This window comes from Bradyrhizobium sp. AZCC 1588 (genome assembly GCF_036924735.1).
Lineage (GTDB): Bacteria > Pseudomonadota > Alphaproteobacteria > Rhizobiales > Xanthobacteraceae > Bradyrhizobium.
Genome location: NZ_JAZHSC010000001.1, coordinates 4470602 through 4493793 on the forward strand (window position 1 = coordinate 4470602; position 23192 = coordinate 4493793).

Annotated in this window: 21 protein-coding genes; 8 read left to right on the plus strand and 13 right to left on the minus strand. The window is 64.1% G+C overall.

What is annotated here, in order from left to right; genetic code table 11:
- Positions 1–117 precede the first annotated feature (117 nt).
- Positions 118–1776, plus strand: coding sequence for a mucoidy inhibitor MuiA family protein (locus V1277_RS21000; protein WP_334417919.1), 1659 nt, complete (start codon positions 118–120; stop codon positions 1774–1776).
- Positions 1777–2011: 235 nt separating this feature from the next.
- Here V1277_RS21000 and V1277_RS21005 read toward each other — a convergent pair whose 3' ends face one another.
- The 5 genes from V1277_RS21005 to hemP form a co-directional block, all read right to left on the minus strand.
- Positions 2012–3364, minus strand: coding sequence for an esterase-like activity of phytase family protein (locus V1277_RS21005; RefSeq protein ID WP_334417920.1), 1353 nt, complete (start codon positions 3362–3364; stop codon positions 2012–2014).
- Positions 3365–3478: 114 nt separating this feature from the next.
- The gene (locus V1277_RS21010; RefSeq protein WP_334417921.1) at positions 3479–4279 is read right to left on the minus strand and encodes a heme ABC transporter ATP-binding protein; all 801 of its coding nucleotides are present in this window, start codon (positions 4277–4279) and stop codon (positions 3479–3481) included.
- A complete protein-coding gene (locus tag V1277_RS21015; protein WP_334417922.1) occupies positions 4276–5367 on the minus strand; it encodes a FecCD family ABC transporter permease in 1092 nt (363 codons plus the stop codon). Before V1277_RS21015 ends, V1277_RS21010 begins: the two co-directional genes overlap by 4 nt.
- On the minus strand, positions 5364–6314 hold the full coding sequence (locus V1277_RS21020) for a heme/hemin ABC transporter substrate-binding protein (RefSeq protein ID WP_334417923.1): 951 nt from the start codon (positions 6312–6314) through the stop codon (positions 5364–5366). The genes V1277_RS21015 and V1277_RS21020 overlap by 4 nt, the downstream gene beginning before the upstream one ends.
- A 19-nt stretch (positions 6315–6333) precedes the next feature.
- Entirely contained in the window at positions 6334–6540 is a 207-nt protein-coding gene (gene hemP / locus V1277_RS21025) for a hemin uptake protein HemP (RefSeq protein ID WP_028349405.1), read from the minus strand.
- A gap of 262 nt (positions 6541–6802) precedes the next feature.
- Between hemP and V1277_RS21030 the strand changes: the two genes are divergently transcribed.
- The 6 genes from V1277_RS21030 to V1277_RS21055 all read left to right on the plus strand — a co-directional run bounded on the left by V1277_RS21030 (position 6803) and on the right by V1277_RS21055 (position 12263).
- Positions 6803–9163, plus strand: coding sequence for a TonB-dependent hemoglobin/transferrin/lactoferrin family receptor (locus V1277_RS21030; protein WP_334417924.1), 2361 nt, complete (start codon positions 6803–6805; stop codon positions 9161–9163).
- A 135-nt stretch (positions 9164–9298) separates the two neighbouring features.
- Complete coding sequence (locus V1277_RS21035) at positions 9299–9634, plus strand: antibiotic biosynthesis monooxygenase family protein (RefSeq protein WP_334366851.1); 336 nt, start codon at positions 9299–9301, stop codon at positions 9632–9634.
- An 11-nt stretch (positions 9635–9645) separates the two neighbouring features.
- A complete protein-coding gene (hutX, locus tag V1277_RS21040) occupies positions 9646–10161 on the plus strand; it encodes a heme utilization cystosolic carrier protein HutX (protein ID WP_334417925.1) in 516 nt (171 codons plus the stop codon).
- A 55-nt stretch (positions 10162–10216) separates the two neighbouring features.
- The gene (gene exbB, locus V1277_RS21045) at positions 10217–10978 is read left to right on the plus strand and encodes a tonB-system energizer ExbB (RefSeq protein WP_442894591.1); all 762 of its coding nucleotides are present in this window, start codon (positions 10217–10219) and stop codon (positions 10976–10978) included.
- Positions 10979–10981: 3 nt separating this feature from the next.
- Positions 10982–11425, plus strand: coding sequence for a TonB system transport protein ExbD (exbD, locus tag V1277_RS21050; RefSeq protein WP_334417926.1), 444 nt, complete (start codon positions 10982–10984; stop codon positions 11423–11425).
- A 4-nt stretch (positions 11426–11429) separates the two neighbouring features.
- Positions 11430–12263: an energy transducer TonB gene (locus tag V1277_RS21055; protein WP_334417927.1), complete on the plus strand. Its 834-nt coding sequence runs from the start codon at positions 11430–11432 to the stop codon at positions 12261–12263.
- On the opposite strand, the gene V1277_RS21060 is transcribed toward V1277_RS21055, so the two are convergent.
- The 4 genes from V1277_RS21060 to V1277_RS21075 all read right to left on the minus strand — a co-directional run bounded on the left by V1277_RS21060 (position 12264) and on the right by V1277_RS21075 (position 16733).
- Positions 12264–13160, minus strand: coding sequence for a carbohydrate ABC transporter permease (locus V1277_RS21060; RefSeq protein WP_057842177.1), 897 nt, complete (start codon positions 13158–13160; stop codon positions 12264–12266).
- Complete coding sequence (locus tag V1277_RS21065) at positions 13153–14109, minus strand: carbohydrate ABC transporter permease (protein WP_334366855.1); 957 nt, start codon at positions 14107–14109, stop codon at positions 13153–13155. The genes V1277_RS21060 and V1277_RS21065 overlap by 8 nt, the downstream gene beginning before the upstream one ends.
- Before the next feature lie 161 nt (positions 14110–14270).
- Complete coding sequence (locus tag V1277_RS21070; protein ID WP_334417928.1) at positions 14271–15617, minus strand: ABC transporter substrate-binding protein; 1347 nt, start codon at positions 15615–15617, stop codon at positions 14271–14273.
- A 72-nt stretch (positions 15618–15689) separates the two neighbouring features.
- Entirely contained in the window at positions 15690–16733 is a 1044-nt protein-coding gene (locus V1277_RS21075; RefSeq protein ID WP_334417929.1) for a C-terminal binding protein, read from the minus strand.
- A 247-nt stretch (positions 16734–16980) separates the two neighbouring features.
- Here V1277_RS21075 and V1277_RS21080 point away from each other — a divergent pair, with 247 nt between their 5' ends.
- Positions 16981–18666: a methyl-accepting chemotaxis protein gene (locus V1277_RS21080; RefSeq protein ID WP_334417930.1), complete on the plus strand. Its 1686-nt coding sequence runs from the start codon at positions 16981–16983 to the stop codon at positions 18664–18666.
- Between the two features lie 121 nt (positions 18667–18787).
- Here the strand turns inward: V1277_RS21080 and V1277_RS21085 are convergent, their stop codons facing one another.
- The 4 genes from V1277_RS21085 to V1277_RS21100 form a co-directional block, all read right to left on the minus strand.
- On the minus strand, positions 18788–19714 hold the full coding sequence (locus V1277_RS21085) for a Bug family tripartite tricarboxylate transporter substrate binding protein (protein WP_442894592.1): 927 nt from the start codon (positions 19712–19714) through the stop codon (positions 18788–18790).
- A gap of 261 nt (positions 19715–19975) precedes the next feature.
- The gene (locus tag V1277_RS21090) at positions 19976–20908 is read right to left on the minus strand and encodes a DMT family transporter (RefSeq protein ID WP_334417931.1); all 933 of its coding nucleotides are present in this window, start codon (positions 20906–20908) and stop codon (positions 19976–19978) included.
- A gap of 300 nt (positions 20909–21208) precedes the next feature.
- Positions 21209–22219, minus strand: coding sequence for a Bug family tripartite tricarboxylate transporter substrate binding protein (locus V1277_RS21095; RefSeq protein WP_334417932.1), 1011 nt, complete (start codon positions 22217–22219; stop codon positions 21209–21211).
- Between the two features lie 62 nt (positions 22220–22281).
- A complete protein-coding gene (locus V1277_RS21100) occupies positions 22282–23190 on the minus strand; it encodes a VOC family protein (RefSeq protein WP_334417933.1) in 909 nt (302 codons plus the stop codon).
- Positions 23191–23192: the final 2 nt, after the last annotated feature.

Genomic DNA, 23192 nt, shown 5'->3' on the forward strand with positions numbered 1-23192 from the left:
TGCTGCCGCGGCGAAAATCCCGATCGAACCGATTCCTTCCTCGCCGCGTCTCATGACCGGGAGTGGTGGGCGTTGTTTTGTCCGCCGCCATCCGGCGGGCGGTTCAGGAGGGTATCCATGCGATTGATTGCGAACAGCTTTTTGACGACGAGCCTCGTCGTTCTGACGGCGCTTGCCGCCGGTGAGGCGCAGGCCGCCGACATCGCCGCGAGCTCGGCGGTGGATGCTGTCACCGTCTATCCCGACGGCGCCAGCGTAACGCGCCTCGTCACGCTCGATCTGCCGGCCGGTGAAAATTCCGCTGTTCTCAAGGATTTTCCGCTGACGCTCGACCCCACGTCGCTGCGGGTCGAGGGTGAGGCCGCCGCAAAACTCACGATCGGCGCGATCGACGCCAAGCCGCCGCGCGCGGCGCCGCCGGTCAATTTGCCCGAACTCGACAAGCGCATCGAGGCGCTGAAGGACGAGCGGGTCAATTTGCAGGGCGCGATCGATGCGGCGAGAGCGCGGCGCAAATTCGCCGAGCGATTTGCGGATACCGCGCCGGTCGGGATCGGCGACAAGGGCGAGGCGCGGCCGATATCCGAATGGCGCGCGGCCTTTGCCGCGGTTGGCGAAGAAGTCGCCAGCACCGAGGCCACGGTCCGCGATGCAGAACGCAAGCAGCGCGACCTCGACCGCGAAATCGCGCGCCTCGAGCAGGACAAGGCGCAGAAGCCGCCGAACAAGCTGGAGGTGCGGATCGAGCTCGCAGCGGCTGCCGCGACCAAGGCGACGCTGCGGGTGACCTATGCGGTGCGCAGCGCGCGCTGGACGCCGCTCTATGACGCCCGTCTCGATACCGGCGCGAAAGACCGCAAGCCCGCGCTCGAACTGGTGCGCCGCGCCGAAATCACGCAGGCCACCGGAGAGGATTGGTCGAACGTCGCGCTCAGCGTCTCCACCGTGCGCACGGCGCGCGGCGGCAGCGCGCCCGAACTCAATCCGCTGATCGTGCAGTATCCGCAACCGCCGCGGCCTCAGGCGTCCGTCAGCGGTGCGATAGATAATAGGTTCCGCTCGGCGCCAGCGCCTGCCGCGAAGGTGGCGGAATCCCTCGCCGAACGTGCCGACGAACAGCAGGCCACGGCTGATGTCAGCGGCTTCCAGGTGGTGTTCAAAGTTCCCGGCCGCGTCAGCCTCGGTGCCAGCGAAGGCGCCAAGAGCCTGCGCGTCTCTAGCGTAACGCTCGCGCCTGATCTCGCGGTCCGCGCCGCCCCGGTGAAAGACTCGACCGCGTTCCTCGAGGCGAACTTCAAGCAGAACGAGGACGCGCCGCTATTGCCCGGCCGAGTCTCGATCTACCGCGATGGCGTGTTCGTCGGCCGCGGGCAGATGGCCGCCGCGGCCAAGGACGAGACCGTGCGGCTCGGCTTCGGCGCCGACGACAAGATCAAGATCGAACGCGCGGTTCTCAAGCGCAACGAGGGATCGGCCGGCCTGATCGTGACGACGTCGAAGACCGACGAGCGCACGTTCAAGACCACCGTGCGCAACGGCCATGATTTCCCGATCCGGATCGCGGTCGAGGATCAGTTGCCGGTCAGCGAGAACGAGGAAATCCAGGTCGAGATGCTGTCGTCCACGACGCCGCCGACCGCAAGCAACATCCGCGACAGACGCGGCGTGCTGGAATGGGCGTTCGAGGCCAAGCCCGGCGAGGTGAGGGATATCAACTTCGCGTGGCGCATACGCTGGCCCAAGGACAAGGGCGTGGTGATGGTGCCGGCGGGCTAGCGATACTCGCGTTCCCCGGCTGCTGTGCAGCGCGCCGCACTTGCGGCGTGGTGCACTGCTGAGCCGGGGTCCATGCGTTGGGATAGTGGGTCCCGGCTCTGCGGAGCAGCGTTGCCGGACGATGCTTCGCATCGCCTAGGCTGCTCCGCGTCCGGGACACGAAGGCTGGCGAAGAGTTGCTTGCTCTTGCTCGCGCGCAACTTCGCTTCCCAGCCAAACACTCTGCGAATACTCGTCACTTCGCCTTCAAGAACTCCCCCACCTCCAGCAGCACGAACTCGTTGTCGTCAGCCTTGTTGGGATCGCGGCTCGACGAGAATGGCAGGTTGTTGTCGTTGCCGACGATGATGTGGGTGTCGTCGATCCGATCAACGTTCTCGATGGTGAAGAAGGGGAACGTCAGCACGCCGTCATTGAGCGGCTTGCGCGCCTTCTTGTCGGGATCCTTGATCTTCATCAGGTCGACATAGGCGATCTTGCGCACCGGCTTGCCGACATTGGCGTCGGAGAGTTCGATCTTGTAGACGCGTTTGAATTTGGCGAGGTCCGGAAAACAGTTCTCGCCGCGCTGGCCGGCCGGGCAGGCCTTGTCGGCGGTGCCTTCGCCATTGTCGCGCTCGATGATCAGGCCGTTTGAGGCGTTGATCATGTTGAAATCGCCGATGGCGTGGCCGTTCTGCTCGAACACATAGTGCCAATAGCGGCCGGTGAATTTTTCGGCTGCGACGTCGAATTCGAGGATCCGCGCGGCTTCCTTGCCGTCGACCTTCTCAAAGTCCTTCTTCTCGGCATTCCACAGCGGGCCCTCGAGCAGGCCATAGAGGAACTTGCCGTCCTTCGAGCCGGCAAAACCTTCATAGCCCTTGGAGCGGCGGAGGTTGACGGTGGTGTAGCTCGCGCCTGGAGCTGCAGGCGACTGCACCGACCAATGATCGGGCGAGCGCACCGGCTTGCCGTCGGCGGTGGTTTCGAACACCGCCAGGACCTTGCCGGTCTTGTCGGCCTTCAGCACATAGGGCCCGAACTCGTCGCCGATCCAGAAGGTGTCTCCGATGATCTGAAAACCTTCGGTGTCGAAATCGGCGCCGGTGAGATAGCGCTTGGCGGTGTCTTCATGGAGGATGCGGAACGGCACCTTCTTGTCGGGATCGTGCAGGAAGACGGTTTCCTGTCGCTCGATCTTGCCGCTCGCCCAGTCGATCTTGTGACGGTTCAGATACAGCATCGAGTCGGCCGAGTTGTAGCGCGAGCCCATGCCGTTGTCGGTGAGCACCCAGAACGAGCCGTCCGGCATCACCTTGATGCCGGAATGGCCCTGCAGCGGCTGGCCCTTGAACGGCAGCGAAACGCCGGTCGGGCGTTCGTAGGACTTGCCCGTCACGGTGCCCAGAGCGTCGACGCGGCGGCCGGTGGTGTATTTGCCTGATGTCTTGAGATCGTCAGGCGCATCAGCGGGCGCGTCGATAAAGGTCTGCGCCGGCAGCACGGCGTGGCCCTTCAGCGTGGCGGGAAACTCGCCTTCACCTTGAGCGAAGGCAGCGCCGGCCAGAAACATGGATGCGACGGAGCAGAGCAATGACACGCGCATGGCGGATCTCCTGTTGAATAGCGATGCGGTGTGTCTTGCGCAGCGGCTGTTACAGCCGGCTGACAGTTTTGTGAAAGCCGCGTAACGGCGTTGGATAAGGCTGCGGTTTAGGTGTTACTGCGCTGCAGCCGGCCGCATGGTTTGCGGCAGCAGGAACGGCACGCCGGCGTCAGTATAGTCGATCTTCACATCGACCTCAAAAATCCGGCGGATGGTCTCGGCCGTGATCGCATCGCTGCGGCCGCCATCGACGGCGAGCTTACCCCGATGCAAGAGCACGATGCGGTCGGCGAACCGCATGGCGAGATTGAGGTCATGCAGCACGGCGATGACGGCCGTGCCGTTCTGCGCGCGCCGCCTTGCGGTTTCCACCAAGTCGATCTGGTGGCGCATGTCGAGGCTCGAGGTCGGCTCGTCCAGCAGCAAGAGGCCCGGCCCATGCTGCGCCTCGCCGCAGGCGAGCTGCACCAGCACGCGGGCGAAATGCGCACGCTGCTGTTCGCCGCCGGAGAGCGTCGGTAATTGCCGTTGGCTGAAATGCGCCAGATCGACCTCACCGAGCGCCGCATCGACCAGCCGTTGCGCGGCGGCGCGGCCGGCATCACCCGCGCCCATATGAACGATCTCCTCGACCGTGAACGGGAAGGTGACGTTGACATGCTGCGACAGCATCGCGCGGTGGAAAGCGAGAAGGCGCGGCGGATAGCTTTGAATGTCGCGCTGCTTCAGCCTGATCTGGCCGCGCGTCGGGCGGAGATCGCCGGACAGCATTCGCAGCAGCGTCGATTTGCCGGCGCCGTTGGGGCCGACGATCGCGACCATATCGCCGGGGGTAACGCAAAGATCGATGCCATCGACCAGTGTGGCGCCGCCAACGACCATTGAAGCCGACTGCGCTTCGAGAATGACGGTCATAGCGAAACCAGCCCGCGCTGGCGGAGCAGCATCGCCAGAAAGAACGGCGCGCCGATCGCAGCCGTCAGGATGCCGATCGGCATTTCCGCGGGCGCGACGATGGTGCGGGCCAGCGTATCGGCGCCCACCAGCAGCACCGCGCCCAGCAGCATGGAAGCGGGCAGCAGCAACCGGTGCGCCGGCCCGATCACCAGCCGCAACAGATGCGGCACCACGATGCCGATAAAGCCGACGACGCCGCAGACCGAAACCGCCACACCCGTCATCGCCGACACCAATATGATCGAAATCCGCTTCAGCCGTTCGACGTCGACACCGCTATGGAACGCCTCGGCCTCGCCGAGCACCAGCACGTCGAGCCCACGCGCAATCGAGAGGCAGGCGATAGCGGCGCACCCCAGCACCGGCGCCAGCGTGGCGAGCTTGGGCCAGGTCGCGCCGCTCAGCGAGCCCAATAGCCAGAACGTGATGTCGCGCAACTGGCGATCGTCGGCGATGAAGACGAGGAGCCCGATGCCGGCATTGGCGATGGCGGCGATGGCAATGCCGGCCAGCAGGAAAATCGCGATCGACGTCCGCCCGGAGCGGCTCGCGATCGAATAAAGGATGACGGTGGTCGCGAGCGAACCGGCGAAGGCCGCGATCGGCAGCAACTGATGCTGCATGAAGCGGAAGTTCTGGCCGATCTGGCTGTCGGTGAAGACGATCGCAGCCGCCGCCGCCAGCGCGCCGCCGGAGGAAACGCCGACCAGTGCGGGGTCGGCGAGGGGGTTGCGAAACAGCCCCTGCATGATAGCGCCCGATGCCGCGAGCAGCGCTCCGATCATCGCGGCCGCGCCGATCCGTGGAATTCGGATCGACCACAGCACGAGCTGGTCGCGCGCGAGGCTTGGACCGGCCCCAGCGTCACCCCACAGGCCGAGCGCGGCCGGCAGCCGCGCCAGCGGAATTCCGGCGGCGCCAACCGTCAACGCGATCAGCGCTGCGCCGGCCAGCGCGGCGAACAGGCAGATGAGGGTCACTGAGGCCGGAGGGCGCAACGCGTATCCGCTGCGGCGCTTGGCGTTACCCTCGGTCAGAACGGTCATTTCCGGCAGTCGGCGTTGAGTGCCGCAGGCTTGAATTTCTCGGCCTGCGGCGCCAGTGCCGGATAGAGCTTGATCGAGAGGTCGCGGGCGGCGGCCGCCGTGCGCGGCCCGAAGCCGAGCAGATAGAGGCCTTCCATCGAGATGAAGGCCTTGTTCGCCGCAACAGGGGTCAGCGCGAAAGCCGGATGAAGATACACCGTCTCCGCGACCACCGAATCCTTGCCGCGCTGGATCGAGAGCACTACGTCGGGCTTCGCCGCGACGATCGCCTCGTCATTGATGATCTTGTAGCCGTCATAGCCGTCAATGGCGTTGACGCCGCCGGCCAGCGCGATGATCTCGTTCGCCGCGGTGTTCTTTCCGGCGGCCATCGCCCGGCCGTTCAACAGCGACATCACGAACATCACGCGCACCGGCTTCGTTACCTTGGCGCGCAGCTCGCGCAGTTGCGCCAAGTCGTCTGACACCGCCGCGGTCAGGCATTCGGCCCGCTTGTCCGCGTCCATGGCGTGGCCGACCAGCTTAATCTTGTCGAGCAGGCCTGCTTCCGAGAACGTGTCCGGCACCAGCACCAGCGGCACCTTGGCAGCCTCCAGAACGTCGATGGTTTCCTTCGGCCCGGACCCTTGCGCCGCCAGCACCAGGGAGGGGTTGAGCCCGAGTACGCCCTCGGCCGAAAGCTGGCGCATGTAGCCGACATCGGGTTTCTCGCGCGCCGCGGCCGGATAGAGGCTGGTCGAGTCGACGCCGACGAGACGGTCCTCGAAACCGAGCGCATAGAGAATTTCCGTGATCGCGCCGCCGATCGAGACGATCCGCGCGGGGTCTGCGATCGTGACGTCGCGATTACGAGCATCATGCACCTTAACGCCCGCAGCGAGCGCGACGCCGCCGAGCAGGAAGCAGCTCGCGGCGGCCGACACTGCGAGCGTGCGACAAACTGTCATTTCCGGTTCACCAGGTAGGTCACTTCGTCAGGATCAGCTTGTTCTGCGACGTCAGCCGCAGACGGTAATGCTCCTCGCCATGCGCGATGATGATTTCGCGCTCGGTGGCGAACAGTTCGCGGCTGTCGATCCGGTTGCCGCTGATGGCAAGCGATCTGGCTGCGGAGGCGGGATTGCCGGCTTGCGTCCGGGCGGCTCCGAGCTTGTCTCCTGTTGTCGCGGACATTTTGCGCTTTGGTGCCCCGAAAAATTCAATCGATCTACGCTTGTATAGTTGGGCGGGGCCGCAATCCAACCGCTGCACTTTACAATTGATATAAAGTGCCGAATGCGGTTCTTGACCGCCCGGAAACCGCCACGTAACCAAGCATGATGCGATGCTGGCACAATGCCTGCATCCTGAATGTGGCAGCCAGCAAGCAGCTCGCAAGTTACGCGTAGCGCCCGCCAGCCAGACCCAAAAGAACAGATATCGGGGCTGGGGTTGTATGGCTGACGGGGCTAGGATTTCGCGTGCCTTCTTGTTGGGCGCGTCGGTGTTTTCAATTGCATTGCTGGTCGGGGAAGCCGGCAACGCGCAGACGGCGGGTACGCAGGCCGCTACGTCTTCGCCTGAGCAGAAGAAGCAAGCGCGGCGCAAGCCGGCGAAGCCGCAAGCGGACCAGCAGGCCGCTGCGCCTGTAATGAATGCGCGCGCGCAGATTGGGACCGGCCCGGTGCAATCGCTCGATACCCTCACGGTCGTGGCGTCGAAGACCGAGGAGCGCGCCATCGACGCGCTGGCGCCGGTCAGCGTGGTGACGCTCGAGCAGATTCAGGGCCTGCAGCCGAACCGATTGTCCGACATCTTCTACAATGTGCCCGGCGTGTCGTTCCAGGAGCGCGGCGACGATCCCTCGACCGTCATCAACATCCGCGGCCTGCAGGATTTCGGTCGCGTTGCGGTCGTCGTCGATGGCGCGCGGCAGAACTACCAGCGTACCGGGCACAACGCCAACGGCTCGTTCTTCCTCGATCCGGAGCTCGTCGGCGGCGTCGACGTGGTGCGCGGGCCAACTGCCAACATCTACGGCTCCGGCGCGATCGGCGGCGTAGTCTCATTCCGCACCAAGGACATCGACGACGTCGTGCGTCCGGGCGAGCGCTGGGGCGTCGACATGACCGGCTCCGGCGGTACTAACAACGCTCGCGGCCTCGGCTCGATCTTCGGTGGCGTGCGCGCGGATCCCAACGTCGACGTCTTCGGCGGCGCGGTCTACCGCACGCAAGGCAACTACAAAGACGGCAACGGCACCGAGATCGGCAACACCGGCAACGAGATCGCGGCCGGCCTGATGAAGCTCACGGTGCGGCCGGCCGACGGCCACGAGATCAAGCTCGGCGGCATTTTCCAGGATTACCAGTACAGCATCGGCCAGTTCAATCGCGGGCCGGTGCTGACTCCGGCGCAACGCGCGCTGTTTCAGGGGTCGTCGGTCTACGCCTCCGACGTCAAGAACTACACAGGAACGCTGACCTGGAAATACAGCAGGCCGGATGACAATCTGTGGGACTGGAACCTGTCGCTCTACGGCAACCGCACCGACAACGACCAAATCAAGACCCATCATAACAGCACCGGCGCGCCAGCGATCTGTGGCGGCGCTTTCGGCAACAACATCTCCGGCTGCGTCGGCGACAGGCGGGGCTATGTGCTCGACACGCTCGGGATCGACGTCAACAATACGACGCGGTTCAATGTCGGCGACTGGCGCAACGCGGTCACGTTCGGACTCGATGCGTTTCAGGACGACGTGAAAACCTTCGACAGCCGCGGCAATTCCAATATCACCACGCCGAGTGGCCTGCGGACGGTTTCCGGCGGGTTCGCCCAGTTGAAGCAGAATTTTTCGACCTGGTTCGAGGCCGTTAGCGCGATCCGTTATGATCGCTACGATCTGCATTCGCCGACGGTAGCGACCGGAGGTGGCGGCGACCGCTTCTCACCGAAGATCACCATCGGTGTGACGCCGGTGGCGGGCTTCACGCCCTATGTCAGCTATGCCGAAGGCTATCGTGCGCCCTCGATCACGGAAACGCTGATCGCTGGTGAGCACGCCACCGGCGGTGGTCCGGCGCTCTTTCCCTGTCCGAGCGGCACAGCGGGGCTGTTCTGCTTCCTACCCAACCCGAATTTGCGGCCGGAGGTCGGCAAGAACAAGGAAGCAGGGCTTAACCTCAAGTACAATGACGTGTTTACCACCGGCGACAGCTTCCGCGCCAAGTTCAACGTGTTCCGCAACGATGTCTCTGATTACATCGATCTCGTTGGATCGACACCGCGGCCGCCCATCCTCGTCCCTGCTCCGGGCCTCTTCAGCCAGTTCTTCCAGTACCAGAACATAGCGCAGGCCCGGATCGAGGGCTTCGAGGCCGAAACGATGTACGATGCCGGCCTGTGGTATGTCGGCGTCGCCGGCCATTTGATCCGCGGCAAGAACGTCGCGACCAATATCGGCCTTTCGACCATCACGCCGCGCAAGATCACCACGACCGGCGGCGTCCGGCTGCTCGACCGCAGGCTGATCTTGGCGGCGCAGTGGTCCTCGTTCGGCGCCAACAACGACGTGCCCGCAACCTATCTGCCCTCGACCGGTTATGAACTGGTCAATCTCTACCTGACCTGGAATGCGACCAAGGACATCGTCTTCTCGGCGTCGATCGACAATTTGTTGAACCAGTACTACCGGCCCTATGCGATCCCTCGCGGTTCGAACGACGGCACGCCGCAGAACGACGTGTTGTGGTCCAGCCCCGGACCGGGCAGGGTCTACAAGGCCGGATTGAAAATTCACTTTGGCGGAGTGTAGTTCGACGAGCTGACAAACCGATCAAGTTGCACCGGGCCGCGCTGATGCTCCAGCGCGGCTTCGGTGCATCCATGTTTCCAACCAACTCAAACGGTACGCCAGGCGCACCCCAGCAACCCAGCAAGGAGATTTCAAATGTTTATCGCGATGAACCGGTTCCAGGTGAAGATTGGCTCTGAAGCGGCCTTCGAGAATGTCTGGCGCTCGCGCGAGTCCTATCTCAGCAACATGGCCGGCTTCGTCGAGTTTCACCTGCTGAAGGGACCCGTCGCCGAGGATCACACGCTGTATTCGTCGCACACGGTCTGGGTCGACAAGGCGGCCTTCGAAGCCTGGACCCGTTCGGAAGAGTTCCGCCGCGCGCATGCCCGCGCGGACAATCAGACCGGCGAAAGCCTCTATCTCGGCCACCCCAAGTTCGAAGGATTTGAAGTGATCCTCAGCGAGCGCAAGTCCAGCGCTGCTGCGTAAGGGAGGTTGCAATGTTGAGCACGGAGCTTGCCGACCTCAAGGCGCATATGGCGGAGAATCCGGGTGCGGTGATCGAGGACGTGGCGCGGGAGCGCAAGGTCACGCCGCGCGCCGTGCTCGAAGCGCTGCCCGACACGATGGTGCGCCTCGGCCCCGGCGGCGAATTCGCCGGCGCGATGGCCGACGTCGCGCAATGGGGCGAGGTGACGTTGATCGTCCACACCGACGATGCGATCTTCGAGTTTACCGGCGCCATCCCCGCCGGCGAGATCGGCCGCGGCTACTTCAACCTGATGCAGCCGAAGGGGCTGCACGGCCATCTCCGGCACGAGCGCTGCGGAGCCATCGCTTTTGTCGAGCGGCCCTTCATGGGCAAGTCGTCGGCCTTCATTGCATTCGTCAATGTCGACGGCGGCATCATGTTCAAGGTGTTTGTCGGCCGCGACGAGCAGCGCGCGCTGCGCGGCGACCAGTTGCAGCGCTTTCATGCGTTGGCGGAAAGGATCGCGCCCGCCCGCGCGGCGTAACCGATCCGCATTGTCAGCCCGGGAGACGATCATGCAGCGAACGATGCTGAACGTTATGATCCGTTGGTGCGGCGTTGCCGGTGTGTCTGGAATGCCGGGCGCGGCGCTGGCCGCCACCGATGTTGCGCTGCTGCCGCGCAACCTGTCGCCCTGGAACATGTTCGTGAATGCGGACGTGGTGGTGCAGGCGGTCATGGTGGGCTTGGCCTTCGCCTCGCTGGTGACGTGGACGATCTGGCTGGCCAAGACCATCGAAATCCGCCGCAAGACCGCGACGGCCAAACGGCGCTTGAGCATGCTGGAAACCGATACGGTGCTGGCCAAGGCCGAGCAGGAAACCCGCGGCGGCAACGATGCGGTGGCGCAGATCATTCAGTCCGCCGCGCGCGAAGCCAGCCTCTCCGGCGGACATTTCGACGACGGTCTCAAGGAGCGTGTCGCGCTGCGGCTGGAGCGGGTCGAGGCGGCGATGTCCAGGCAGATCGCCCGCGGCACCGGCGTGCTCGCGACCATTGGCGCCACCGCGCCGTTTGTCGGCCTGTTCGGGACGGTCTGGGGCATCATGAATTCGTTCATCGGCATTTCCGAGGCCAAGACCACCAACCTTGCCGTGGTCGCGCCCGGCATTGCGGAGGCATTGCTCGCGACCGCGCTCGGTCTGGTCGCGGCGATCCCGGCAGTCGTGATCTACAACCATCTCACCCGCACGATCTCAGCCCATCGCGCGCTGCTCGGCGATGCCTCGGCGCTGGTGCTGCTCCTGATCAGCCGCGAGGGCGACCGCGGTTCGTTCCGCCTGGCGCGCGCTGCGGAGTAGCCAATGGGCGCGAAGCTCGGGCAAACAGTCGGCGGACGGGCGCGCGGCGGTGGCGACGATCTTGTCGAGAATCACGAGATCAACGTCACGCCGTTCATCGACGTAATGCTGGTGCTGCTGATCATCTTCATGGTTGCCGCGCCACTCGCTACCGTTGATCTCGGCGTCGATCTCCCGGCCAGCGCGGTCGAGCCGTCGCCGCGCCCGGACAAGCCTGTGTTCGTCACCGTGAAGCCGGACCTGTCGGTTGCGGTCGGCGAGGACGTCATCGCGCGCGATGCGCTGACCTCTACGCTCGATAGCGCCACGCAGGGGAAAAAGGACGAGCGTATCTTTCTGCGCGCCGACAAGGCGGTCAGCTATGGCGACCTGATGGAGGTGATGAACCTTCTGCGCAACGCCGGCTATCTCAAGATCGCGCTGGTCGGCCTCGACGGCCGAAGCTAAGGCCATGAACGCGTTCGCGCTCCACGATGTCTCCGACCAGGTCGCCGTCCGGCGCTGGGGCGCATCGGCGTTTGCGATCGTGGCGGCGCATGCCGCGCTGGTCGCCGTGGCGATAAATTGGACCACGCAGCGGCCCACGCCTGGCGTCTCGATGCCGGCGATCATGGTCGACATGGCGCCGGTCTCTTCCGCGCCGCAGCCGACACCGATGGACCTCGCGCCGGGACCGGTGATGCAGCAGGCCGACGCGTCGCCGCCGCCCGAGGCGGCGCAGCAGGAGGTCGTGCCGGAACAGATTGCGCCGACACCTCCACAGGAGAAACCGGAGGTCGTCGCCCCGCCGGAGCAGAAGGCCGAGCCTATCCCGCCGAAGCCCGAGCCCGCCAAGGTCGAGCCCGAGAAAAAGCCAGCTCCGGTAAAGCCAAAGGTAGTGCGTGCGGAGGCAAAGAAGCCGACGGAGGCTCCGCCCGCGCCGCGCACAACGGCTTCCCCTCGGGCTGAGCGTCAGGCACCGGCTGCGTCGGCGGTCAGCTCTGGCGCGTCAGCGGCGGCCATTGCTTCCTACAACCAACTCGTCCTCGCCCACCTGCGTCGCTTCAAGCAATATCCGCCGGAGGCCAAGGCCGCCGGCAAACAGGGCGTTGGCCGGGTGAATTTCACCCTGAGTCGCAGCGGTCAGGTGATGGCGAGCAAACTGGTCGGATCAACCGGCCATGCGGCGCTCGATGCGGAGAGTCTGGCGACGCTTCGTCGGGCGCAACCATTCCCGCCGTTTCCGCCCGACATGAAGCAGGCTTCGATGAGCTTCACCATGCCGGTGTCGTTTGGGCTTCGCTAGTTACTCCTTCACCGCGCCGGTCAGGGACGACACGTAATAATCCACGAACAGCGAATAAAACAGCGCGACCGGCAGCGAGCCGAGCAGCGAACCGGCCATCAGGGCACCCCACTGGTAGACGTCGCCGGTGACGAGCTCGGTCAGGATCGCGACCGGCACCGTCTTGTTGGCGCCGCTCTGGATGAAGGCGAGCGCGTAGATGAACTCGTTCCACGACAGCGTGAAAGAGAAGATGCCGGCCGAGATCAGCCCGGGCACTGCGAGCGGCAGCGTGATACGCCGCAGGATTTGCAGCCGTGTGGCGCCATCGACCAGTGCGCATTCCTCGAGCTCATAGGGGATCGACTTGAAATAGCCGATCAATAGCCAGGTACAGAACGGCACCAGGAAGGTCGGATATACCAGGATCAGCGCCATCGGTGAATCGAACAGGCCGAACTGCACGATCACGGTGGCTAACGGAATGAACAGGATCGAGGGCGGCACCAGATAGGCGAGATAGATCCCCAAGCCCACATAGGGGCTGCCGCGGAAGCGCAAGCGCTCGATCGCGTAAGCTGCGAGCGTCGAAGCGAACAGCGACAGGAAGGTGGAGCCGATCGCCACGAACATCGTGGTCTTGAGCCAGGTCGGATAGGCAGTGTCGAACAAGAGATGCTTGATGTGCGCCAGCGTCGGCGAGGAGATCCAGAACGGATTGTGCTGCTTGTAGTTCAGAAGCTCCGCGTTCGGTTTGAACGAGGTGATCGCCATCCAGTAGAACGGGAACAGCAGGATCAGCACGAAGCAGGCGAGCGGCAGATAGATCATCATCACCCGCCGCGCGCGGGAATCCCACGCCATGGTGTCCGGCGTGGCGCTGGCGGCGTTGGTGGATTGGGCAGCTACGTCAGTCATTGGCTTCTCCCTGCTGCCATTTGCGGCGCGCCAGGCCGAAGTAGCTGAACAACGTCGCGAACACGAGGAACGGGATCATCGAGACCGCGATCGCTGCACCCTCGCCAAGCTCGCCGCCGGCGATGCCGCGCTGGAACGCCAGCGTCGCCAGCAGGTGCGTGGAATTGACCGGACCGCCGCGGGTGATGGCATAGACGAGCTGGAAGTCGGTAAAAGTGAAGATGATCGAGAACGTCATCACGATCGCCAGAATCGGCATCATCATCGGCAAGGTGATGTAGCGGAAGCGCTGCCAGGCGGTGGCGCCGTCCAGCATCGCAGCTTCATAGAGCGAGGGCGAGATGGTCTGCAGGCCCGCCAGCAGCGAGATCGCCACGAACGGAATGCCGCGCCAGATGTTGGCTGCGATCAGCGAGAAGCGCGCCGGCCACGGCGTGCCGAGGAAGTCGATGTTGGTCGAGCGGATATGCAGCACGTCGACCAAGAGATAGGAGATGATCGAGAACTGCGGATCGTAAATCCACCAGAACGCCAGCGCCGACAGCACCGTCGGCACGATCCACGGCAACAGCACGATGGCGCGCAACAGGCTCTTGAGCGGGAAGTGGTTGTTGAGCAGGAGCGCCAGCCAGAAGCCGAGCGCGAATTTCCCGAAGGTCGCGATCGCCGTGTAGAACACACTGTAGAACACCGCGCCCCACCACAAGGGATCGGTCCACAGATACTGGAAATTCTCCAGGCCAATGAAGATGCCGCGCTGGCCGATCGTGGTGTCGGTGAAGGCGAGCCAGACGCCGAGGCCGAGCGGGTAGGTGAGGAACACCGTCAACAGCCCGATCGCTGGCGCAAGGCACATCACGATCAGGAACGGCTTGTAGTCGAACAGGCGCGCGATCCAGCCCGGTTGCCGGAGCGCGATGCCGCGCGATGGTAGAGTGGTTACGGACATCAGATACTTGTCCTGACTTGGTCGGTGTCATTCCGGGGCGATGCGCAGCATCGAACTATGGTGCGCAATTGCGCACCTGAGAATCTCGAGATTCCGGGTCTGGTGCTTACGCACCATCCCGGAATGACGGCGTGTCAATCGCTGACGCCGCTCTACTTGCCCTACCGCCCCTGGCGCCGGAAGTACCGCTTCGCACGCTGCTCCGCCTCCGCGGCGGCGGCCTCCGGCGTCTGGGCACCTGTCGCGACCGCGGCGCACATCTGGATCAGCACGTAGTCGGCGCTGACCGCACCGGTTGCGGTCGAAATCGGCCCCTTGTAGCCATCGTAGTAGGTGCTCTGCATGGTGTTCTTGAAGATCGAGACCTTGGGGTCGCTGGACCAGACCGCGGCGTCGGCATAGGCGGCAAGCGGCTGCGACCAGTAGCCGGAGTTGGCGTTGAGCCACGGCTCGTACTGTTCCTTTTCCATCATGAATTGCAGGAACGCCTTTGCGGCATTGGGATAGGGGCTGTGCTTGAACAACATCGCGTTCAGCGTCAGGCCGGCCATCGGCGAGACCTTGGCGAGGCCCTTCGGCAGCAGTTGATGCTCGCTGTCCTCGGCAATCGCCTTGGTCGCCGGATCGTTCTTCAGCGAGAAGTACAGCGAGACGCCGTTGGCGGTCAGCGAGATTTCCTGCGAGGAGTAGGCGCGGTTGTTGCTGACGTCGTTCCACGATGACGTGCCGGCGATGAAGGTCGGGTACAGTGCCTTGACCCACTTCAGCGCTTCGATGGTCTCCTTGCTGTTGATGATGATATTACCCTCTTCATCGAGCAGCGAAGCGTTGTGCGACCACAGCGCCCAGTTGGCAAAACCGTTGCCGTCGCCCTTGGCGTTGCCCAACGCGAAGCCGGCCGGCTTGCCGGCCTTGTGCAGCTTCTGGCAAAGGTCCACAAATCCGGCACTGTCTTCCGGGACCTTGTCGTAGCCGATCGATTGCAGCACCGATTTTCGGTAGATCAGCGGGCCGGCAGTGGCGCCGAACGGCAATCCGATCCATTTGTCGCTCTTGCTGCGCTTGCCGTACGTCTGCGCCAGCGGCAGCCAGCCGCCGTAGCGCTTGCCGAGATAATCGGTGACGTCGTTCAGTTCGACCAGCTTGTCGACATAGATATGCGGCGCATCGGAGAAGCCGATGATGATATCCGGGCCGGCGCCGGAATTCGAGGTCACCGCGGTCTGCTGGCTGATGTCTTCCCAGCCGACGAAGTCGACCTTGACCTCGATGCCGGTCTCCTTGGAGAATTTGGCCGCGTTGGCGCGGAACACGTCCTCGTCGGCCTGCACGAAGCGGACCGGGCGCAGCATGCGCAAGGATGCGCCTTTTTCGATTGCGAACTTGGGGGCGGGGACGTCGGCGGCTTTGATGGTGGATGCGGTTTGCGCCGATGCGCCGGTCACGGCCAGAGCCGCTGCCGAGGCGCCCAAAGCCAACGCATCGCGACGGGTGATGTCGTTCCTCATGGTGCTCTCCCTGTATCGGTTCCCGGCGTTGAATCGCCGGTGAACCCTGTCGTTCGAAACGCTTTCGCCGTGTTAGCTGTTGGGCCCTCGGTCCATGCTGACGGGTTGCCAGCGGCGGAGCGAGGTGTTTTGCAGCACCGACGGATTGACACAGCTTACCGGCCACATGCCGGACAGGACCAGTGACAATTCGTAGCCCACGCGGCGCTTGCGCGCCTCGTCAAAACGTGCCGAGGCCGACGCTACATGGGCGGTCAGGGTGACGTTTTCCATCGAAAGTATCGGATTGTTGTGCGACGGCGGCTCCTTTTCCAGCACGTCGAGGGCGGCGTGCGCGATCCAGCCCTCCTGCAGCGCCTTGATCAGCGCTTCCTCGTCCACGGTGGCGCCGCGGCCGGTATTGATGAAGACGGCCGAATTTTTCATCTGGCGGAAATGCTTCTCGGTCAGCATGTGATGCACCTCGGGCCGGGCCGGCGCGTGCATCGAGACGAAATCCGACTGTTGCAGCACCTCCGACAGCGTCGCCGGGATCACGCCGTGGTCGTACATCAGCGTTTCCTGGATGAACGGGTCATAGGCCATCATGCGCAGGCCGAAGGGGGCGGCGCGCTTGGCAACGGCGCGCGCCACCCGGCCGAACGAGATGAAGCCGAGCGTCTGGCCCATCAGCCGCGGGATCTTCAAAAGCGCAGGCCGGCCCTCGGACCAGCGGCCGGTGCGCGCCATCTTGTCCTGCTCGACCAGCCGCCGAAAACCCGCCAGCAGCAGCATCATGGCGTGGTCGGCGACCTCTTCAATGAAGGTGTCGGGAATGTTGGTGACCGGGATGCCGCGGGCGGTGGCGGCCTTGACGTCGACACTGTCGACGCCGACGCTGCCGAGCGTGATCACCTTGCAATTTTCGAGCGCGTCGATGACGGCTTTGGTAATCGGCATGCCCTTGGCGTAGATCGCGTCCGCGGTTTTTGCGGCAGCGATGAATTCCGCCTCGTTGGCCGGCGCCTCGATGATTTCGGCCCCGATCGGATCGAGCGCTTCCTTCTCATAGTCATAGCCGCCGCCGGCGACCGTGAAGCTCGCGCCCTTCGGCGTCACCACCCTGAATTTCGGCATTTCCTGCTCCCGATTTTATTTTTCGGTGTTGGTTGAGGCGGCGGGCGCCGCCACTTTCATCGTACTTTTCACCTTTTACGCGACTTGACTTGCTTCGGCTACAATTGCCGGTTGCTGCTTGATCGGCAGCATCGCTTTCTGCCGGATTTCCGCTGGCCTTCGTAACAAAGCGCTAAAGGGTCTCACGATATTGTGCGCCGAATCAATCGGCCAATCGCGTGCCACGCGCCTATTTCCGGAGATCCCCGTGAAGCTGACCAATCTCAAGATCACCCCCAAACTCGGTATTCTGGTGGGCGTGACCCTGCTCGGCCTCTGCGCCGCCGGTGTGCTCGCGGGCTATTTGATGCAGCGTGAGATGCTCAATGCGCGGATCGAGCAGACCAAGGCGATCGTCGACATGGCGCGCAACATGGCGCTCGGCCTGCAGAAGCAGGTTGCCGCGGGCCAGATGACCAAGGAGGCGGCGATTGCCGAGTTCAGCAAGCGCGGCAATACGCTGACCTTCGACAATGGCAACGGCTACGTGTTCGCCTACACGATGGATGGCGTCGCCGTGCTGGCCCCGGTTCCCAGCCAGATCGGCCAGAACCGTATGGATATCGACACCGGTGGCCGAAAGCTGGTGCGCGAACTGCGCGACGGCATCGCGGCGAACGGCGAAATCATGCTGCGCTATGAATTCCGCAAACCCGGACAAGAAGAGCTGATCCGCAAATTCTCCTACGCTGTTCCGATCCCGGGCTGGAACATGTTCGTCGGCACCGGCGCCTATCTCGACGACCTCGACGCCAAAATGAAGCCGATCGCGGCAGTGCTCGGGCTTGCCATTCTCGGCATCGCGCTGGTTGCAGGCAGCATCGCCTGGATGATCGGCCGCAGTATCTCGAAGCCGCTCGGTCAGCTCGGCGCCCGCATGCAGGACCTCGCCGAGGGCCGGCTCGACGGTGAAATTCCCGGCATCGGCCGCGGCGACGAGATCGGCGCGATGGCCGCGACCGTGCAGATCTTCAAGGACAACGCGGTTCGCATCCGCGGGCTGGAGCAGAAGGAAGCCGAGGTGCAGGCGCGCGCCGAGGCCGAACGGCGAGCGGCGATGGAAAGCATCGCCAGCGACTTCGAACGCAGCGTGACCGGCATCGTCCGCTCGGTTTCGACGGCGGCCGCCGGTATGCAGAGCACCGCGCAATCCATGACCACGACCGCCAGCGACGCCAGCGCACGGGCGGCGACCGTCGGCGCGGCGTCGCAGCGTTCGTCCGACAATGTCGGCACGGTGGCGTCCGCCGCCGAGGAGCTCTCCAGCTCGGTCACCGAGATTTCCCGCCAGGTGACGCGCTCCAGCGAGATCGCCGCCAAGGCGGTCAGCGACGCCGAGCGTACCAACGCCACCGTCGGCGCGCTCTCGACCGGCGCCGAGAAGATCGGCGAAGTGGTCAAGCTGATCCACTCGATCGCTGCCCAAACCAATCTGCTTGCGCTGAACGCCACCATCGAAGCGGCGCGCGCCGGCGATTCCGGCCGCGGCTTTGCGGTGGTGGCGTCGGAAGTGAAGGCGCTCGCCAACCAGACTGCGAAAGCGACCGAGGAAATCTCCTCGCAGGTCGCGGCCATGCAGGCGTCCACCAGCGAAGCCGTGGCCTCGATCGGCGGCATCTCTGAGACCATCGCGCAGATGAGCGAGATCACCGTCTCGATCTCGACCGCCGTCGAGCAGCAGGGCGGCGCCACCCGCGAAATCGCCCGCAACATCCAGTCGGTGGCGGCCGGATCGAACGAAATCTCCACGCATATCGGCGGTGTCACCACGGCGGCAGCCGCAACCGGCAAGGCCGCATCCGAAGTGCTGGCGAGCGCCCGTGAACTCGACACCCAGTCCGGCATGCTGCGCAGCGCGGTGGATGAGTTCCTAGGCAAGGTGCGCGTGGCGTAAGGCAGAATTGTAGGGTGGGCAAAGCGTAGCGTGCCCACCATTCACAAAGACGGTCCAACGGATAGATGGTGGGCACGGCGCTAAGGCGCCTTTGCCCACCCTACACAATGCGGCAGCCGCCTTACTGCTTCTCGATTCCCGCGCCCGCAATCAGCTTCTCCCACACCACGAGCTGCTCCTTCACGAAGGCGTCGAACTCTTCCGGCGTGCCGGAGAATGCTTCCATGCCGCGCTCCGCTAGCTGGCTCTTGATGTCGGGGCGCTCGACGACCTTGCGGATTTCCGCGTTCAGCCTGGCGACGATATCCTTCGGCATGCCGGCGGGGCCGAAATAGCCTTGCCACGAGGTGATATCAAAACCCTTCACCGTGTCGTTCATGGTCGGGAGATCGGGCAACAATGCCGAGCGCTGCTTGGTGGTGACCGCGAGCGCCTTCAGCGCCTTGGCGTTGACGTGGGGCAGGCCGGTCGGGACGTCGATGAACATCATTGAGACGCGGCCGGCGATCAGATCGGTCAAGGCGGGCGGCGAGCTCTTGTAGGGGACGTGAAGCAGATCGATGCCGGCGAGGCGGGCAAACGTTGCGCCGGAGACGATCGCAGCCGAGCTGCCGCTGGCATAGGAGTATTTACCCGGCTCCTTCTTCGCCAGCGCAATCAGTTCGGCCACCGAGTTCGCCGGAATATCCGGGTGGATCACCAGCATGAAGGGCAGGTCGCCGCTGCGCGCGATCGGCGTGAAGTCCTTGACCGGGTCGTAGGTCATGTTCTTCATCAAATAAGGATTTGCCGAATGCGGTGTGTTGGTCGACACCATCAGCGTGTAGCCGTCCGGCGCGGAGCGGGCGACCTGGCTTGCCGCGAGCGAGCCGTTGGCGCCCGGCTTGTTTTCGATCACGATGCCGGCGCCGAGCGCGGTGCCGAGCTCCTTGGAAATGATGCGCGTGGTGGTATCGGTGCCGCTGCCGGCGGCGAACGGCAGCACCAGCGTGATGTTGCGGTTCGGGTAGGGGGCCTGCGCGGCAGCCGTGGCGATCATCGCCAGCATTAGGGGAGCCGCTGCGGCGACAGGCCGATACCGCTTCAATAACGCGAACATATAGTTGTTTCCTCGGTTTGTTCTTCTGTTGAAAATGGCCGGCAAGCTAGCCTGCCGGGATCGAAAGTGGAAGGCGGTAACACGTCACGCGTGCCCCGGGCGCGGCGCAGCACAAAGTGATGCGCCGCTGAACCGGGGCCCATTGCGCTGGGTCCCGGCTCTGCGTAGCAGCGCTGAAGTAGCGCTGCAACGCGTACGGGACATGATCTCTCACTTCGCCGATGCCCGCCTTGATGCGATCACCACGCCGGCCAGCACCAGCGCATAGCCCACCAGATGGAATAACCGCAACTGCTCACCGAGCAGCAGGATCGCCATCGCCGAGCCGAACACGGGCACCAGGTGAAAGAACGGCGCGGCACGATTGGGCCCGATCAGCGCCAGTCCGCGGTTGAAGAACAGGTACGCCAGCGTCGAGGGAAAGATCACGGCATAGCCCAGCGTCGCCATCGAGATCATGTCGAACTTCAGCGTCGCGCCGGTCGAAAATTCCCATATCGAGAACGGCACCAGCATCAGCGCGCCGCAGCAGGTGGTGAATGAAATCAGCGACAGCGCGCGCGTCACCGGCCGGCGCGGGATCAGCGCCGAATAGAGGCCAAACGACACCAGCGAGCTTGCAAACATCAGATCGCCGCGGTTGAAGCTGATGCCGGCGAGCGCGCCAAAATCGCCGCGCAGGATGATGGTCAGGACGCCGGCGAGCGAGATGGTGATGCCGGCAAGCTGCGCACCCGTCAGGCGGACGCCGAACAGCGCCAGCGACCACAGCGCGACAAACAGCGGTCCCGCCGACTGGATCAGAAGCGCATTCAGCGCCTCGGTATATTGCAGCGCCCAGTAGGAGATCGCATTGTTGTAGGCAAATCCGACCAGCGACAGGAACAGCATCATCGGCAGATGCGCGCGCAGCACCGGCCAGTCCTGCTTCAGATGCGGCCAGGCAAACGGCAGCAGGATCAGAAAGGTGCCGATCCAGCGGACACAGGACAGCGTCAACGGCGGTACGTGCCCGGCGACATGGCGCGCCAGCACGATGTTGCCGGCCCAGAACAGCGAAGTCAGGCTCAGCAGCAGGTAAGGCTGGTTGGTCAGCCACCGGACCGGATGGAAGGCAGGCGGCACTGGTGCGGGCTTGGTCATGGTCGCGAGGCGAGTAGGGCGAAAATTCCGCCGCACGACAAGTCCCGCGCGCGCAATGCTACAATGCCTTGCGCATCAGTTTTGCGCCTTTTCCTTCATGGCGCTGGGAAACTGCGACGGCACTGCGCGAAGCACCCCCGCTGTCATACCCCGCGAAAGCGGGGTATCCAGTATGCCGCGGCTTCTCGATTGACCGCGAACGTCTCTGGAATACTGGATCACCCGCTTTCGCGGGTGACGACAGCCTTGTGGCTGAGAGCGCGGTGCCTCAGAGCTTTCCACCAACCTCGCCGCAACCCCTCAAATGCGCGGGATACCGGCGTCGCTGATGACCTTCGACCACTTGTCGATCTCCGACGTGATCAGCGCGCGCATTTGCTGCGGCGTGCTGCCGCGGACCTCGCCGCCGGTTGCCGTCTCCAGCGCCGTCTTCGTTGCGGGGTCGGCCAGCATCGACTGGATCTCCGTGTTCAACCGCTTCACGATATCGGGCGGCGTGCCCTTCGGAGCTACCAGCCCGGCCCAGGTGCGAACGTCGAAACCCGCAACGCCGGCTTCCTGTACGGAAGGCACGTTCGGCAGCAGCTTGGTGCGCGCAGGCGAGGTAACGGCGAGGCCGCGAATGGCGCCGCTTTCGATCTGGCCTGCGAGCAGCACGGTTGTCCCGACGATCACGGGAACGTCTCCGGCGAGCAGGGAGGTGACGGTCAGTGAGTCACCGCGATAGGGGACGTGCACCATCTTGGTGCCGGCGGTGACGTTCAACAGCTCACCCGCGAGATGATGCGTGCTGCCGAAACCGACCGAGCCGTAGCTCAAGGCATCGGGCTTGGCTTTGGCCAGCGCAACCAGGTCCGCCAGCGTCTTCGCCTGATGGTCGGCGCGAACCGCGATCACCAGTGCGTAATAGACCATCGTCGACAGCATATCGAAACTATCGATCGGGCTATAGGCGAGCTGCTTGTACAACGCGCCCGAGATCGCATGTGCGCCCGTGACGAGGCCGATGGTGTAGCCGTCCGGCGCGGACTTGGCGATGGCGTCCGCAGCGAGATTGCCGCCGGCGCCCGGCTTTGCTTCCACCACCACCGCCTGCCCCAGGCGCTTGGAAAGTCCGTCGGAGACGATGCGCGCCATGGTGTCGGCGGCGCCGCCCGCCGCAAAGCCGTGCAGCAGCCGGATCGGCCGATTGGGATACGTCTGCGCGGCGGCGATGGAGGGCGCCAGGCAGGTGAGGCTGAGCGCTGCGGCAGCGATGCAGCAACGCAGGGCACGCAACCGTCCGCGCAGGACGTTCAACGATCGAGCCATCTGTTTCATCCCTCGTGTTTCGTTTTTTGAACGTCAGTTCCGGCTGGTGGTGGCGTGCGCGATTACTTCACGCCGCGCATCGCCGGAGAAAATTCGTTCGCTTCCTTGGCCGGGCCGACGCCCCAGACGTCGCGCGGCAACCCGATCCAGGTCTTCGGCCGCTGCGGACGATCATGATGCCAGGGACGCGGCTCGAAATAGCCGAGCTCTTCGTCGAGCATCAGATCCATGCTGTAATAGAGCTCGATCAGGTAGCCGTCGGGGTTGTAATGGTAGACCGCCACGTTGTGGCCGGGTCCATGCCGCACCGGTCCCCAGAGAATCTGAAACTTGTTGCGGCCGAGCAGGTCGCAGGCCTGGTGCATGTGCGAGGCGTCGCGCAGCTCGAAGGCGAGATGATGCAGACGGCCGTCGGTGCCGCGCGCAAAGTTCATCGCGTGGTGTTCGGGGCCGCAGCGCATGAAGACGAAGTTCTCCTCGATGCGGTCGGAGACGCGGAAGCCGAGAACGTCGCCAAAGAATTTGGCGGTTCGCTCGGGATCGGGCGTATGGAGCGCGACGTGGCCGAGCTTGGCGACGGCAAGGCCACGGATCGGCTCGATGGCCTTGCAGAACTCCCAACCGGAGAACAATTCGATCCGGTGTCCGTCCGGATCGTCGAAGACGAGTGCCTTCGCTATTCCCGGCGCCGTGTCGCTCCTGATCTCCGATTTGATGCCGAGGCTTGCCAGCGATTTCTGCAGGTCGGCCGGATCGAGGCTGGGCGCAACTTCACAGGCAATGGAAGTCAGTTGCGAGGCTGCGCCGCGTTCGAGAACCAGCGTCAGCTCCTCGGACTCGGTGCCGAGCAGGATCCGGCCATCGCTGCGCTGGATGACGCCGAGCCCGATGATGGACTGGTAGTAGTCGAGCTGCGCCTCGATGTTTGGAGTGGTGAAAGTGACGTGTCGCAGCCGCTTGACCTTGATCATCT

What these genes read in the sequence shown, in the direction of transcription:
- V1277_RS21000 (WP_334417919.1), top strand. Translation starts at nt 118, where the DNA reads ATGCGATTGATTGCGAACAGCTTTTTGACGACGAGCCTCGTCGTTCTG.
- V1277_RS21005 (WP_334417920.1), bottom strand. Translation starts at nt 3,364, where the DNA reads ATGCGCGTGTCATTGCTCTGCTCCGTCGCATCCATGTTTCTGGCCGGC.
- V1277_RS21010 (WP_334417921.1), bottom strand. Translation starts at nt 4,279, where the DNA reads ATGACCGTCATTCTCGAAGCGCAGTCGGCTTCAATGGTCGTTGGCGGC.
- V1277_RS21015 (WP_334417922.1), bottom strand. Translation starts at nt 5,367, where the DNA reads ATGACCGTTCTGACCGAGGGTAACGCCAAGCGCCGCAGCGGATACGCG.
- V1277_RS21020 (WP_334417923.1), bottom strand. Translation starts at nt 6,314, where the DNA reads ATGACAGTTTGTCGCACGCTCGCAGTGTCGGCCGCCGCGAGCTGCTTC.
- hemP (WP_028349405.1), bottom strand. Translation starts at nt 6,540, where the DNA reads ATGTCCGCGACAACAGGAGACAAGCTCGGAGCCGCCCGGACGCAAGCC.
- V1277_RS21030 (WP_334417924.1), top strand. Translation starts at nt 6,803, where the DNA reads ATGGCTGACGGGGCTAGGATTTCGCGTGCCTTCTTGTTGGGCGCGTCG.
- V1277_RS21035 (WP_334366851.1), top strand. Translation starts at nt 9,299, where the DNA reads ATGTTTATCGCGATGAACCGGTTCCAGGTGAAGATTGGCTCTGAAGCG.
- hutX (WP_334417925.1), top strand. Translation starts at nt 9,646, where the DNA reads ATGTTGAGCACGGAGCTTGCCGACCTCAAGGCGCATATGGCGGAGAAT.
- exbB (WP_442894591.1), top strand. Translation starts at nt 10,217, where the DNA reads ATGATCCGTTGGTGCGGCGTTGCCGGTGTGTCTGGAATGCCGGGCGCG.
- exbD (WP_334417926.1), top strand. Translation starts at nt 10,982, where the DNA reads ATGGGCGCGAAGCTCGGGCAAACAGTCGGCGGACGGGCGCGCGGCGGT.
- V1277_RS21055 (WP_334417927.1), top strand. Translation starts at nt 11,430, where the DNA reads ATGAACGCGTTCGCGCTCCACGATGTCTCCGACCAGGTCGCCGTCCGG.
- V1277_RS21060 (WP_057842177.1), bottom strand. Translation starts at nt 13,160, where the DNA reads ATGACTGACGTAGCTGCCCAATCCACCAACGCCGCCAGCGCCACGCCG.
- V1277_RS21065 (WP_334366855.1), bottom strand. Translation starts at nt 14,109, where the DNA reads ATGTCCGTAACCACTCTACCATCGCGCGGCATCGCGCTCCGGCAACCG.
- V1277_RS21070 (WP_334417928.1), bottom strand. Translation starts at nt 15,617, where the DNA reads ATGAGGAACGACATCACCCGTCGCGATGCGTTGGCTTTGGGCGCCTCG.
- V1277_RS21075 (WP_334417929.1), bottom strand. Translation starts at nt 16,733, where the DNA reads ATGCCGAAATTCAGGGTGGTGACGCCGAAGGGCGCGAGCTTCACGGTC.
- V1277_RS21085 (WP_442894592.1), bottom strand. Translation starts at nt 19,714, where the DNA reads ATGCTGGCGATGATCGCCACGGCTGCCGCGCAGGCCCCCTACCCGAAC.
- V1277_RS21090 (WP_334417931.1), bottom strand. Translation starts at nt 20,908, where the DNA reads ATGACCAAGCCCGCACCAGTGCCGCCTGCCTTCCATCCGGTCCGGTGG.
- V1277_RS21095 (WP_334417932.1), bottom strand. Translation starts at nt 22,219, where the DNA reads ATGGCTCGATCGTTGAACGTCCTGCGCGGACGGTTGCGTGCCCTGCGT.
- V1277_RS21100 (WP_334417933.1), bottom strand. Translation starts at nt 23,190, where the DNA reads ATGATCAAGGTCAAGCGGCTGCGACACGTCACTTTCACCACTCCAAAC.